This window comes from Actinoallomurus oryzae, from assembly GCF_039541955.1.
GTDB classification, from domain to species: Bacteria; Actinomycetota; Actinomycetes; order Streptosporangiales; family Streptosporangiaceae; genus Actinoallomurus; species Actinoallomurus oryzae.
Window position 1 is genome coordinate 52,991 of sequence record NZ_BAABHF010000034.1, and the last position, 12,677, is coordinate 65,667.

The following is a 12,677-nucleotide window of genomic DNA, read 5'->3' on the forward strand; positions in this document are numbered from 1 at the left end:
GTAGTGGCCGGGTTCAGACTCGAGCTCGGCTGGGCACCTCACGGGCGAGGAGGAGAGCGACCGTGCCGAGGAGTGTGCCGGTGATGCGGCGCTGCAGGCCGGCCCAGCTCGGTCGCTCCGCGAGGAAGTGAGCGATGCTTCCGGCGGCGATGACGATCAAGGCGTTGACCGTGAGGCTCACCGCGATCTGGATCGACCCGAGCGTCAGGCCCTGAGCGGTCGGGTGGCCGCGGTGCGGATCGATGAACTGCGGGATCAAGGTCAGGTACATGATCGCGGCCTTCGGGTTGAGCAGGTTCGTCACGAGCCCCATCCGGAACAGCCGGACCGGACCGTCGCGGGGGATATCGCGGACCTCGAACACTCCTCGACCACCGGGCCGTAGCGCCTGCCAGGCGAGGTGAGCCAGATACAGCACCCCGGCAGCCTTGAAGCCGATGAACAGCCAGGGCACGGCGACGAACACGACGGCCAGGCCGAGATTGGCCATCAACATGTAGACGACGAAGCCGACCCCGGTGCCGGTCAGGGAGACCAGACCGGCACCGCGGCCATGGCTGATGCTGCGCGAGACGAGATAGATCATGTTCGGCCCGGGCGTGAGGACCATCACCAGCGCGGTGAGCGACATCCCCAGCACAGACGCAGAGGACACGGGTGACGACAACGAGGTGAGAGGCATGCCGCACACTTTGGTGTAATGGCCTTGTGCATCTCAACCCTTACGGCGAGTACGCCGTCCTCCTCGCCCGGTCGTTGGCGGACGACTGGCCCGATACCCGGGCCGGGATCGTCCAACGGACCCGCGAGTTCGGGATGACGATGATCTTCCCCGAGCGACCCGGGGACCACGCCCGGTGCCGGGCCGTGCTCGACGAGTGGCTGCGGGTCGTCGACGCCGACGACCCGAACGAACGAGCAGCCATCCTGAACCAGCAGATGGCCTCCGCGAGCGCCTACCCACAGCTGACCGACCACAACGGCGAAGGCTGGCACCTTCACTACCGAGACGTCGACGACCTGCCGGGCGTACTGCACGCCGTGTTCAGCGTCGGTACGGCCTTGCACCTGACCACACGAGGCATGAACCGCCTGGGCAGATGCGCCGCCACCCCCTGCGAGAACGTCGTCGTCGACGTCTCACGCAACGGCACTCAGCGCTACTGCTCACCGCGCTGCGGGAGCCGCGACGCGGTCCGTCGCCACCGCGGACGCCGGCGTCACCCGCAAGCCCTTTAGCTGAAACGGGCGCCACCGCTCAACGGCCGGTGAGGAAAGGGGCCTTCATGGATCTGGATGAGGCGAGCCCAGGGCGCTGGCGCGGCCGGGACCTGGGTACCCGGACGGTCCGCTATGACGACCGTGATGCGATCCTCTACGCGCTCGCCGTCGGCGCGGCCGCGACCGATCTCGACCTGGTGTTCGAGGACCGGCTGCGGGTGCTGCCGACCTTCGCTCTCACCCGGGCGCAGTGGGCGCCCGATGCCCTCGGCTCGGCGGGGGCCTTCGATGTCAAGACCGCCGTCCACGGGGCGCAGCGGCTGCGCGTCCGAAGACCGCTGCCGAGCTCGGGCGAGCTGGAACTGATCGCTCGCGTCGCCGAGGTCTGGGACAAGGGCGCCGCCGCGATCTTCGAGGTCGTCGTGGAGTGCGAGTACTTCGAGGCCACCTGGTCACTGTTCGCTCCCGGCCGCGGGGGCTTCCACGGCGACCGCGGACCGTCCGGTCGGAAACGGCCCGACGGCCCGCCCGACCACGAGTTCAGCGTTGACACCTCGCCCCGCCAGGCAGCGCTGTACCGGCTGCTCGGCGACCGCCACCCCATGCACATCGACCCGGAGGCCGCCAGAACCGCCGGGATGCCCCGGCCGTTCATGCACGGGTTGTGCACGCTGGCCGCGGTCACACTGCCGCTGTCCGGCGAGATCGGCGCGCACCCGGCCGATCTGGTGGCGCTGGACGGGAGGTTCGCCGCCCCGGTGTTCCCCGGTGACCGGCTCCAGGTGATCGGCTGGGACGACGGGGACGCGGTGCTGTTCGAAGCCGCGGTCGGCGGGACGACGGTGATCTCGGGCGGCCGGGCTCAGTTTCGCGTCACGACATAGCGTGCCGGGACCTCGCCGCCTCCATGGACGGCGAGGTCCGCGCCGGTCACGTACGACGCCAGATCACCGGCCAGGTAGAGGCAGGCGTTCGCGACGTCCTGCGGGTCGGCCGGCCGGCCCATCGGGATCACGCCGCCGAGACCCTCGTAACCGGTCGCCCCGGTCCGGACCGGTCCAGCGGTGATGTGGTTGACGCGCACCTTGGGCGCCCACTCCAGTGCCAGGGCACGAGTGAGAGCTAGCAGACCCGCCTTGGCGGCGGTGTAGGCGGCGGTGCCCGGCTGGGGGTCGGTGCCCGAGACGCTGCCGATGTTGATGATCGTCCCGCCGGTCCGCTGGCCCTGCATGACCATGTTGGCGGGCTGTGCCACGTAGAACGGGGCGAGCAGGTTCAGCTGGACGACGCGCTCGACGAAGCGAGGGGACACCGTCGCCGCATCCGCGTCCGGTGAGCCGCCCGCGTTGTTCACCAGCACATCCAGCCGGCCCATGAGCGAGGCCGCCCGCTCCACCAGCGTCGCCGCCTCCTCCGCCGAGCGCACGTCGGCGGCCACGAACCGGGCCGTACGGTCGCCTGCGGACGGCGGCGACGCGGGCTCGCCGCGCCCGCACACCACCACCTGCGCGCCCGCGTCCAGGAACGACCGCGCGATCGCGGCGCCGATGCCCCGCGTGCCCCCGGTCACCAGGGCCGCGCGGCCGCCGAAGTCCGGCATCAGAGCGCCTCGGCGACCCGCGCCCGGTGAGCGGCGGGGGAACCCCAGGCCGAGTACAGCGCCCGCGCCTTGCGGATCCACAGCGACGGGTCGTACTCGTCGGTGTAGCCGATCGCACCGTGCACCTGCAGAGCGGCGCGGGCGGCGGCGTACGAGGCGGCCGACGCCGCGACCTTGGCGGCGGACACGTCACGGGCGAACTCCGGGGTCCGGTACGCGAGCGCCGCGCCGAACAGGAGCGGCCGGGCGAACTCCAGCTCGACCAGGACGTCCGCGAGCCGGTGCTTCACCGCCTGGAACTCGCCGATCGGGCGCCCGAACTGCCGTCGGGCTTTGGCGTATTCCACGGTGACGTCCAGCAGCGCGCGGCCCAGCCCGAGCTGCTGCGCCGCGCACAGCAGCGCGCCGAAGTCGTGCCCCGCCGTACCTGAGGCCAGCGGGTCTCCGGGAGCGACCGGGAACAGGCGGCGTGCCGGGTCCAGCGAGGCCATGGGCGTACCGTCCGCCGCCGCCTCTCGCACCACTCCGTCCTCGGCGCTCAGCACAAGGTCGGCGACGTCCGCGTCCAGGGCGTACGGGACCACGGGCGGCAGGGTGAGCGAGACGAGCGTCTTCCCGGCGGCGATCCGCGGCAGCCGGTCCGCGGTGTCGCCGAGGCGCCCGAGCAGCTCGGCGGCGGCGAGCGTCTCCACGTACGGCCCGGGAACCGCGTGCCGTCCGAGCTGCTCGGCCGCGAGGACGAGCTCGACCGGCAACGGCCCGGCCCCGCCGGAGGACTCCGGAACGGCCAGCGCGAACACCCCGGCCTCGGCGAGCGCGGCCCACAGCGCCCGGCCGGGTCCGGTGTCCCCGGCCGACCAGGCGCGGATCGCCTTCGCGGCGCCGGCCTCGGCCAGCAGCGCGTGCAGGGTCTCGGCGAACAGCCGCTGCTCGGCGTTCAGGACGAACCTCACCGTGCCCCCCTCGGCAGGCCGAGCAGCCGCTCGGCGATCACGTTGCGCTGGATCTCGTTGGTGCCCGCGTAGATCGTCCCGGCCAGGGAGAAGACGTAGCCCTCCAGCCACGGTGACGTCAGCTCGCCGTCCGGGCCGAGCAGGTCGAGGGCCGTCTCGTGCAGCGCGACGTCCAGCTCCGACCAGAACACCTTGGTCAGGCTGGCCTCCATGCCGACGTCCTCGGTGCGGGAGATCGTCTCGAAGGCCTTGAGCCGGTACGCCTGGGTCCGGATCCAGGCGTCCGCCACCCGGTCGCGCAGGGCCGTGTCCGACGGGTCGGCCCGCTCCCGCCACAGCTCCGTCAGCCGGCCGACCGCCGCCATGAACCGTCCCGGCGGGCGCAGGGTCAGCCCGCGCTCGTTGCCCGCGGTGCTCATCGCGGCCGTCCAGCCCTCGCCCGCCGTCCCGATGACGTCGTGGTCCGGAACGAACACGTCGTCGAAGAACAGCTCGGCGAACGCCGGCTTGCCGTCGAGTCGCCCGATCGGGCGCACGGTCAGGCCGTCGGCGTCCAGGGGGAACATCACGTACGTCAGGCCCCGGTGCCGGCCGGCGTCGGGGTCGGACCGGAACAGGCCGAACGCCCGATCGGCGAACGGAGCCCGCGAGCTCCAGGTCTTCTGCCCGTTCAGCAGCCAGCCGCCGTCGGTGCGGGTGGCGGTCGAGCGCAGCCCGGCCAGGTCGCTGCCCGCACCCGGCTCCGACCATGCCTGCGCCCAGATCACCTCTCCGGCCGCGATCGGCGGCAGGATCCGGGCGAGCTGCTCCTCGGTGCCGTGCCGGAACAGGGTCGTCGCCAGCAGGTCGGTGCCGTTCTGGTTGACCCGCCCCGGCCCGCCGGCCGCGTAGTACTCCTCCTCGAAGACCAGCCACTGCAGGGGGGACACGCCGCGCCCGCCGTACTTCCGCGGCCACGCGACCGCCACGAGCCGGTCCGCGCCCAGCGTGCGTTCCCACCGCCGGTGCGCCGCGAACCCGTCGGCGGTCTCCAGCGACGGCAGCGGCTCGGCCGGCACGTGTGTGCGCAGCCAGGCGCGTATCTCGGTGCGGAACTCCTCCTCGGCCGGGCCGAAATCCAGGTCCATGGGTCCTTCTTTCTAACAACTGTTTGGTAGAGTAACCGACGTGACCGGACAGCAGAAGGGGCCGCCGGCCTACGTATCGGCCCACGGGCTGCTGCGGGATCGCGTCGTGGTCATCACCGCCGCGGCCGGGGCGGGCATCGGCGGCGCCACCGCGCGCCGCTGCCTGGAGGAAGGCGCGCGGGTCCTCCTCAGCGACGCGCACGAGCGGCGCCTGGCCGCGTCACGGGAGGCGCTGGCCGGAGAGTTCGGCGCGGATCAGGTCGCGGCCCTGCCCTGCGACGTGACCTCCGACGAGCAGGTACGCGCCCTGTACGCCGCCGCGCTGGAGTGGTTCGGCCGCGTCGACGTAGCGGTGAACAACGCGGGCCTGGGCGGCACGGCCGAGCTCGTGGACATGACCGACGAGCAATGGGACCGCGTCGTGGACGTCACGCTGGGCGGCACGATGCGCTGCACCCGCGCCGCCCTGCGGGCGATGCGCGGGCGCGGCGGCGGCGCGATCGTCAACAACGCCTCCGTGATCGGCTGGCGGGCCCAGCGCGGCCAGTCCCACTACGCCGCCGCGAAGGCGGGCGTGATGGCCCTGACCAGGTGCGCGGCGCTGGAGGCGGCCGAGCAGGGGATACGCGTCAACGCGGTGTCGCCGTCGCTGGCGATGCATCCGCACCTGGCGAAGGTGACCTCGCCGGAGCTGCTGGAGGAGCTGACCGCCCGTGAGGCGTTCGGCCGGTCGGCCGAACCCTGGGAGGTGGCCAACGTCATAGTGTTCCTGGCGAGCGGCTACTCCTCGTACCTGACCGGGGAGGTCGTCTCCGTGTCCAGCCAGCATCCGTAGGAGGAGAACCTTCCCGATGAGCCCACGACGCCGTGACGCCGAAGGGACGACCAGCGCCCGCGCGGAACGGCGCGCCGAACTGCTCGCCGCGGCGGCCCAGGTCTTCGCCGAGCGCGGGTACACCGCCACCACCGTCCGTGAGGTGGCCGACGCCGCCGGCATCCTCGGCGGCAGCCTCTACTACCACTTCGACTCCAAGGAGTCGATGGTGGAGGAGATCCTCTCGACCTTCCTGGACGACATGTGGGCCGGCTTCGACCGCATCCTGGCGGCCGGCCTGGGCGCCCGGGAGACCCTGGAGGCACTGGTCGCCGAGTCGTTCCGGTGCATCGACGTCTACCGGCCCGCCGTCGTCATCTACCAGAAGGAATCGCGCTACCTGGCGGCCACCTGGGAGCGCTTCGGCTACCTCGCCGAGTCCTGGCGGCGGCACCAGGAGATGTGGCTCGGTCTGATCGAACGCGGCATCGCCGAGGGCGAGTTCCGGGCCGACCTGGACCCGGCCCTGATCTACCGCTTCATCCGCGACGCCGTCTGGGTCGCGGCGAGTTGGTACCAGCCGGGGGAGAAGCTGCCGGCCGAGGAGGTCGGCACCCAGTACCTCTCCATCGTCCTGGAGGGGATCCAGGCCACGACCTGAGGAGAAGCCATGGCCGAGGCGTACATCGTCGACGCGGTCCGTACCCCCGTTGGCCGGCGCGGCGGCGGCCTGTCCGGCGCGCACCCCGCCGACCTGGGCGCCCACGTGCTGCGCGCGCTGATGGAACGGACCGGCGCCGACCCGGCCGCCGTCGAGGACGTGGTGTTCGGTTGCGTGGACACGATCGGGCCGCAGGCCGGGGACATCGCCCGTACGTGCTGGCTGGCCGCCGGGATGCCCGAAGAGGTGCCCGGCGTCACCGTCGACCGGCAGTGCGGATCGTCCCAGCAGGCGGTGCACTTCGCCGCCCAGGCCGTCCTGTCGGGCACCGCGGACCTGGTGGTCGCGGGCGGCGTGCAGAACATGTCGCAGGTGCCCATCGGGGCGGCGAGCCGTACGGTCGCCGAGGGGCCGTTCCACGGCTCCGCGGGCTGGGTCGCCCGCTACGGCCGCCAGGAGGTCTCCCAGTTCGCCGGCGCCGAGATGATCGCCCGCGACTGGGACATCGGCCGGGAGGACATGGAGCGGTTCGCCTACGAGTCCCACCGGCGGGCGCTGCGGGCCGCCGACGAGGGCCTGTTCGACGCGGAGATCGTCCCCTACGAGGGCGTCACGGCCGACGAGGGACCGCGCCGCGACACCTCGCCGGCGAAGATGGCCGGGCTGAAGACCCTGGTCGACGGCGGACGGCTCACCGCCGCGGTGTCCTCACAGATCTCCGACGGCGCCGCCGCCCTGCTGATCGCCTCGCAGTGCGCCGTACGCGACCACGGGCTCACGCCGCGCGCCCGCGTCCACCACCTCTCCGCGCGGGGCGAGGACCCGATCCGGATGCTGTCGGCGCCCATCCCGGCCACCGCGTACGCGCTGAAGAAGGCGGGGATGACGATCGGCGACATCGACGCGGTGGAGATCAACGAGGCGTTCGCGAGCGTCGTGCTGGCCTGGCTGAAGGAGACCGGTGCCGACCCCGAGCGCACCAACCCGCTCGGCGGCGCAATCGCCCTCGGCCACCCGCTGGGCGCCACCGGCGCGCGCCTGATGACGACGCTCGTGCACCACCTGGAGCGCACCGGCGGGCGCTACGGCCTGCAGACGATGTGCGAGGGCGGCGGCCAGGCCAACGTGACCGTCATCGAGCGCCTCTGACACCGACGAGGCCGTCGATCGTCCACGCGGCCTCGCCCACGATCCGGGTGATCAGCTCGGCGCACGACGGCAGATCGTCGATCACCCCGACGACCTGCCCGGACGCCATCACGCCGAGGTCGGGACGCCCGTCCACCATGGCGGCCTTGAGCAGCATCGGCGTGTTGGCCGCCATCAGCACCTGTGACCACGACAGGTCCGCGCCGCGCCGCATGGCCAGCCCGTCCCGCACCATCGCCCGCCAGCCCGTCCCGGACAGCGCGCGGAACCGGGCGGCGCTCCTCATCGCCCCGGCGAGCCGCCGTACCCGCCCATGGGTCTCCAGGCCGTCGACCAGCCCTGTCCGCAGCACGCGGTGCGGCATGCCGTCCACCTGCCGCGTCACCACGGTCTCCGCCATGTCCAGGTAGACCCGCTTGACCGCGTCCGGCACCGCGCTGTCGGAGGTGAGCAGGAACCGGGTGCCCATCGCCACCCCGGCCGCGCCGTACGCCAGCGCGGCGGCCAGCCCGCGCCCGTCGAAGAAGCCGCCGGCCGCGATCACCGGAATGTCCACCGCGTCCACCACCTGGGGGAGCAGCACGGTCGTGGCCACCGGGCCGGTGTGCCCGCCGCCCTCGCCGCCCTGCACCAGCACGGCGTCCGCGCCCCAGCCGGCCACCTTCTCGGCGTGCCGCCGGGCGCCCACGGAGGGGATGACCACGACCCCGGCGTCCTTCAGTCTCCCGATCAGCTCCCGCTTGGGCGCGAGCGCGAACGAAGCGACCCGTACGCCCTCCCTGACCAGCAGCTCGACCCGCTCCGGAGCGTCTCCGGCGTCGGCCCGGAGGTTCACCCCGAAGGGCGCGCCCGTACGGTCCTTGACCTCGCCGATCGCCGACGCCAGCTCCGGGACGGTCATCGTCGCCGACCCCAGCACGCCGAGCCCACCGGCCTCGGCCACCGCCGACACGAGCCGTGGCCCGGCCACCCAGCCCATGCCGGTCTGCACGACCGGATGCCGCACGCCGGTGAGCTCGGTGAGCGCGGTACGGAGAGTCATCCGGGCACCTCGCGGTCGCGCAGCGCCTTCGGGTCCAGGAACTCGCGCAGGAGCCGCAGCTCCTCCTGATCCGGCGTACGGGTCGAGGGCACTTCGGCGGGGACGGCGAGCTCGAAGCCGGTCGCCGCGACCACGGCGTCCACGGTCACGCCGGGGTGCGCCGAGACCAGCCGCATGGTGCCGCCCGGCCCGCCGAAGTCGAGGACGGCCAGGTCGGTGACCACCCGGCGCAGGTCGAAGGCCCCGCGGTCGGTGCCGACGCCGCTGACGAAGTCCACCTTCTCCACGAACACGCGCGGCGAGTGCCGGGGGATCCAGTAGCTCGTCGGGTTGCACCGGGTGTTGCCGGGCGCGCCGCGCGAGCCGAGCAGCTGCGCCTTCGGCCGCGCCCAGTCGCCGATGGCCGAGATGTTCGTGTTGCCGTACCGGTCGATCTGGCTCGCGCCCATCATCACGTGCCGCCGCCCGGTGGCGACCAGCCACAGGTGGTCGCGGAACGGCAGGCCGCCCTCGACCGGGCCGGGATCCGTGCCGAGCGGGATCGCCTCGGCGGTCAGCAGCGCGCCTCCGTCCGTGGTGAGCAGGCCGGGCTCGAACGTCATCCGGGCCAGCCGCGCTCCCAGGACCGAGCAGGTGCCCATCGCGGCGGCCAGGATCTCCCCGTCGCCCCGCCACGCCTCGGCGCAGGCCACGACGCAGACCTCCGCACGGGTGACTTTCATCGGACGGCCTCCTGGTATGCGGCCTCGTCGCCGTCGAGGTAGCGCCGCCGGAACTCCTCCCACGCCTCCGGGTCCGCCGCGGCCTTGGCGTACTTCTTCTGGAACGCCTCGTCCCGGTCGTGGTCGGGCTCACAGGCGGTGAAGTGCGCGCCGCCCGGCGTCTCGGCCACTCCGGTCACGTGCATGCGGCTGATCAGCAGCGACGGAACGCCGCCGTCACCGAGCAGCTCGGCGGTGTCCACGAGGCGCTCGCAGGTGACGTACGACGCCGTGGTCGCCGCCTTGACGAACAGGTCGTCCAGGTACGGATCGGTGCCGAGGTAGCGGGCGTTGCCGCGCCGGTCGGCGCGGTTCATATGGACGAGCGCGACGTCCATGGTCAGCGCCGGCATGGCCACCAGTTCCTCGTCGCCGTACGGGTCACGGATCGTCCTCAGCTCCGGGTCGACCCGCAGCAGGTCGGAGCCGAGCCCGGCGCGGGTGGGCAGGAACGGCAGCCGGTGGGCCGCGGCGTACAGCCCGAACATGAACATGCCCTCGTCGTACTCGGTGAACGCGACGGTCCCGTTCTGGCGGGCGGCGCGGAAGTGCGGTTCGAGCGCGATCGAGTCCAGCGTCACGAACGGTGCGATCACCCGGCGGACCTTGCCGTACGCGCAGAGCAGGCCGACGTCCGGCCCGCCGCACGCGACGACCGTCAGGTCGGTCAGCGGAGACCGGCAGATCGCCCGCACCAGCGCCATCGGCTTGCGCCGCGACCCCCAGCCGCCGATGCCGACCGTCATCCCGCTCTCCAGCGAGGTGGCCATCTCCTCGACCGTCATGAGCTTGCTCACGCGTGACCCTCCCGTCCGGAGACGAACGCGTCGCGGTGCCGGTCGCCGGCGCCCGCGAGGCTGAGCTCGAACGTGAAACCCTGCTCGAACCGGTAGCTGCGCTTGACGTCCACCGGGTCGATGCCGTTGAGGGACTCCTTGGCCCGCCGGATGACCAGCGGATCCTTGCCGGCGATCCGCCCGGCGACGCGCAGCGCGGCGTCCCGTAGCTCCTCGCGCGGCACGACCTCCAGCACCGAGCCGTACGCGTGGAGCTGTGCGGCCGTCGCGGTCCGGCACGTGTAGACCATGGCGCGCATCAGGTGCTGCGGGACGAGACGGGCGAGGTGCGTCGCGGCGCCCAGCGCTCCCTGGTCCACCTCGGGCAGCCCGAAGGTGGCATCTTCACTGGCCACGATGATGTCGGCGTTGCCCGCGAGGCCGATGCCGCCGCCCAGGCAGAAGCCGTGGACCGCGGCGACGACCGGCACCTCGCACTCGTAGACGGCGGCGAACGCGGCGAAGCAGCCCCGGTTGGCCCCCAGCAGCGCGTCGAAGCCCTCGGTCCGCTGCAACTCCTTGATGTCCACGCCGGCGTTGAAGCCCCGGCCCGCGGCGCGCAGCACCACGGCGCGCACCTGCCGGTCCCGGCCCGCGGTGGTGATCGCGTCGGCCAGGTCGTACCAGCCCTGGACGGTGAGGGCGTTCACCGGCGGCGCGTCGATGACGACCTCGGCGACTCCGTCGGGACGGACTGTGGTGGCGACTCCCATGGTGCTACCTTTCCATCAAACGTTTGTTAGAACAAGGAGGGTCGCCGATGATCTGCGCGGGACGAGTCGTCATCGTGACCGGTGCCGGACGCGGGCTCGGGCGGGCGCACGCCCTGGAGTTCGCCCGGCAGGGAGCGTCCCTCATCGTCAACGACCTGGGGATCGCGCGGGACGGCGGTGGTGCCGGGGACGAGGGCCCGGCGCACGACGTGGTGGCCGAGATCCAGGCGCTCGGCGGGCGGGCGGTGGCCAGCGGCCACGACGTCGCCACCGCCGACGGCGCCGTCGCGCTGGTCGCCACGGCGATCGAGGCGTTCGGCCGGCTCGACGTCCTGGTCAACAACGCCGGGTTCCTGCGCGACCGGATGCTCGTCAACCTCGGCGAGGACGAGTGGGACGCGGTCATGCGGGTCCATCTCAAGGGCCACTTCCTGCCGCTGAGGAACGCCGCGGCGCACTGGCGGGCGGAGTCCAAGGCCGGGCGGCCGGTGGACGCCCGGGTCATCAACACCTCCTCCGCCGCGGGCCTGATGGGCAATGTCGGACAGGCCAACTACTCGGCGGCCAAGGCGGGCATCGTCGGCCTCACGCTGGTCGCCGCCGCGGAGCTCGCCCGCTACGGCGTGACCGTCAACGCGATCGCGCCGGCGGCGCGGACGCGGATGACCGAGGAGCTCTTCGCCGCGGCCATGGCCGCACCTGAGGCGGGCGCGTTCGACGCCATGGCGCCGGAGAACGTCTCACCGCTGGTGACCTGGCTGGGTTCGGCCGAGTCCCGTGACGTCACGGGCCGCGTGTTCGACGTCGCGGGCGGCCGGATCGGTGTGATGGAGGGCTTCCGGCACGGCCCGTCCGCCGACAAGGGCGCCCGCTGGGATCCGGCCGAGCTGGGCCCTGTGGTGACCGGCCTCCTGGCGAAGGCGGCGGCGCCCGAGCCGGTCTACGGCACCTGACGTTCCCGGCCAGTGGGATGCGGCCGGGCCATGTCCGGCCCGCGCCGATAGCGTCCGGGCATGCTGACCGACGAACAGCGCACGGAGATCGCCGACCGGCTGCGAGCCGCGGAGCGGGAGCGGGCGCCGATCCCTCCGCTCACCGAGGGCGGCGCGGACATCGACGTCGTGGACGCGTACGAGATCCAGCTGATCAACATCCGCCGCCGGCTGGCGGCCGGTGGCACCGTGCGCGGCCACAAGGTCGGGCTGTCGTCCAAGGTCATGCAGCAGATGATGGGCGTGGACGAGCCCGACTACGGCCATCTGCTCGCCGACATGGAGCTGCGCCCGGACGTGCCGGTGGCGGCGGACCGCTACTGCCGCCCGCGGGTGGAGGTCGAGACCGGGTTCGTGCTCGGCGCCGACCTGCCCGGCGAGGACTGCACCGAGGCCGACGTGCTCGCCGCGACCGAGCGCGTCGTCCCAGCGATCGAGCTGATCGACAGCCGGATCGCCGACTGGCGCATCGGGCTGGCCGACACGATCGCCGACAACGCGTCCTCGGCCGGGTTCGTGATCGGGGCGGGCGTCCCGCCGGCCGGCCTGGACCTGACCGCGATCGACGCGACGCTGTACCGCGATGGCGAGGCCGTCGTCAGCGGCCGGTCCGACGCGGTGCTCGGCGACCCGCTCATCGCCGTCGCGTGGCTGGCCCGCAAGGTCGCCTCGTTCGGCGTCCGCCTGCACGCCGGACACGTGATTCTGCCCGGCTCGTGCACCCGGGCCGTCGATGTGACGCGCGGTCAGAGCTTCACCGCCGAGTTCACCGCGCTGGGCTCGGTCTCGCTGAGCTTCAAGTGACGCC

At 72.8% G+C, this 12,677-nt stretch carries 15 protein-coding genes; 7 read left to right on the plus strand and 8 right to left on the minus strand.

Annotated features, from left to right (window positions below):
- Nucleotides 1–13 precede the first annotated feature (13 nt).
- A complete protein-coding gene (locus ABEA10_RS28230; protein WP_345469022.1) occupies nucleotides 14–655 on the minus strand; it encodes a LysE family translocator in 642 nt (213 codons plus the stop codon).
- 53 nt (nucleotides 656–708) lie between these two features.
- On the opposite strand from ABEA10_RS28230, the gene ABEA10_RS28235 reads away from it, so the two are divergent.
- Together ABEA10_RS28235 and ABEA10_RS28240 are read left to right on the plus strand one after the other, a co-directional pair.
- Nucleotides 709–1,239, plus strand: coding sequence for a CGNR zinc finger domain-containing protein (locus tag ABEA10_RS28235; protein WP_345469023.1), 531 nt, complete (start codon nucleotides 709–711; stop codon nucleotides 1,237–1,239).
- A 47-nt stretch (nucleotides 1,240–1,286) separates the two neighbouring features.
- The gene (locus tag ABEA10_RS28240; protein WP_345469024.1) at nucleotides 1,287–2,105 is read left to right on the plus strand and encodes a MaoC/PaaZ C-terminal domain-containing protein; all 819 of its coding nucleotides are present in this window, start codon (nucleotides 1,287–1,289) and stop codon (nucleotides 2,103–2,105) included.
- Here ABEA10_RS28240 and ABEA10_RS28245 read toward each other — a convergent pair.
- From ABEA10_RS28245 to ABEA10_RS28255, 3 genes are read right to left on the minus strand one after another with little or no spacing between them, the layout of a single operon-like run.
- On the minus strand, nucleotides 2,084–2,821 hold the full coding sequence (locus tag ABEA10_RS28245) for an SDR family oxidoreductase (protein WP_345469025.1): 738 nt from the start codon (nucleotides 2,819–2,821) through the stop codon (nucleotides 2,084–2,086). The two genes, ABEA10_RS28240 and ABEA10_RS28245, sit on opposite strands and share 22 nt — an antisense overlap.
- Complete coding sequence (locus tag ABEA10_RS28250) at nucleotides 2,821–3,774, minus strand: acyl-CoA dehydrogenase family protein (RefSeq protein WP_345469026.1); 954 nt, start codon at nucleotides 3,772–3,774, stop codon at nucleotides 2,821–2,823. The genes ABEA10_RS28245 and ABEA10_RS28250 overlap by 1 nt, the downstream gene beginning before the upstream one ends.
- Nucleotides 3,771–4,901: an acyl-CoA dehydrogenase family protein gene (locus tag ABEA10_RS28255; RefSeq protein ID WP_345469028.1), complete on the minus strand. Its 1,131-nt coding sequence runs from the start codon at nucleotides 4,899–4,901 to the stop codon at nucleotides 3,771–3,773. Before ABEA10_RS28255 ends, ABEA10_RS28250 begins: the two co-directional genes overlap by 4 nt.
- A 40-nt stretch (nucleotides 4,902–4,941) precedes the next feature.
- Here ABEA10_RS28255 and ABEA10_RS28260 point away from each other — a divergent pair, with 40 nt between their 5' ends.
- The 3 genes from ABEA10_RS28260 to ABEA10_RS28270 are packed head-to-tail and all read left to right on the plus strand — an operon-like array spanning nucleotide 4,942 to nucleotide 7,525.
- Nucleotides 4,942–5,736, plus strand: coding sequence for an SDR family oxidoreductase (locus tag ABEA10_RS28260; protein WP_345469029.1), 795 nt, complete (start codon nucleotides 4,942–4,944; stop codon nucleotides 5,734–5,736).
- A 16-nt stretch (nucleotides 5,737–5,752) separates the two neighbouring features.
- Nucleotides 5,753–6,376, plus strand: a complete 624-nt coding sequence (locus tag ABEA10_RS28265; RefSeq protein ID WP_345469030.1) for a TetR/AcrR family transcriptional regulator — start codon at nucleotides 5,753–5,755, stop codon at nucleotides 6,374–6,376.
- A 9-nt stretch (nucleotides 6,377–6,385) separates the two neighbouring features.
- Nucleotides 6,386–7,525, plus strand: a complete 1,140-nt coding sequence (locus tag ABEA10_RS28270; protein ID WP_345469031.1) for an acetyl-CoA C-acetyltransferase — start codon at nucleotides 6,386–6,388, stop codon at nucleotides 7,523–7,525.
- Here ABEA10_RS28270 and ABEA10_RS28275 read toward each other — a convergent pair.
- Genes ABEA10_RS28275 through ABEA10_RS28290 form a run of 4 tightly spaced genes read right to left on the minus strand, consistent with a single transcriptional unit; the run spans nucleotide 7,509 to nucleotide 10,877 of the window.
- Complete coding sequence (locus ABEA10_RS28275) at nucleotides 7,509–8,567, minus strand: NAD(P)H-dependent flavin oxidoreductase (RefSeq protein ID WP_345469033.1); 1,059 nt, start codon at nucleotides 8,565–8,567, stop codon at nucleotides 7,509–7,511. The two genes, ABEA10_RS28270 and ABEA10_RS28275, sit on opposite strands and share 17 nt — an antisense overlap.
- A complete protein-coding gene (locus ABEA10_RS28280; protein WP_345469034.1) occupies nucleotides 8,564–9,289 on the minus strand; it encodes a CoA-transferase subunit beta in 726 nt (241 codons plus the stop codon). Before ABEA10_RS28280 ends, ABEA10_RS28275 begins: the two co-directional genes overlap by 4 nt.
- Nucleotides 9,286–10,113, minus strand: coding sequence for a CoA transferase subunit A (locus tag ABEA10_RS28285; protein WP_345469101.1), 828 nt, complete (start codon nucleotides 10,111–10,113; stop codon nucleotides 9,286–9,288). The genes ABEA10_RS28280 and ABEA10_RS28285 overlap by 4 nt, the downstream gene beginning before the upstream one ends.
- 8 nt (nucleotides 10,114–10,121) lie before the next feature.
- Nucleotides 10,122–10,877, minus strand: coding sequence for an enoyl-CoA hydratase family protein (locus ABEA10_RS28290; protein ID WP_345469035.1), 756 nt, complete (start codon nucleotides 10,875–10,877; stop codon nucleotides 10,122–10,124).
- Between the two features lie 47 nt (nucleotides 10,878–10,924).
- Here ABEA10_RS28290 and ABEA10_RS28295 point away from each other — a divergent pair, with 47 nt between their 5' ends.
- Complete coding sequence (locus tag ABEA10_RS28295; protein ID WP_345469037.1) at nucleotides 10,925–11,830, plus strand: SDR family oxidoreductase; 906 nt, start codon at nucleotides 10,925–10,927, stop codon at nucleotides 11,828–11,830.
- Between the two features lie 60 nt (nucleotides 11,831–11,890).
- Nucleotides 11,891–12,673 (plus strand): 2-keto-4-pentenoate hydratase, encoded by a 783-nt coding sequence (locus ABEA10_RS28300; RefSeq protein WP_345469038.1) that lies wholly within the window; start codon nucleotides 11,891–11,893, stop codon nucleotides 12,671–12,673.
- The last annotated feature ends 4 nt before the right edge of the window (nucleotides 12,674–12,677 follow it).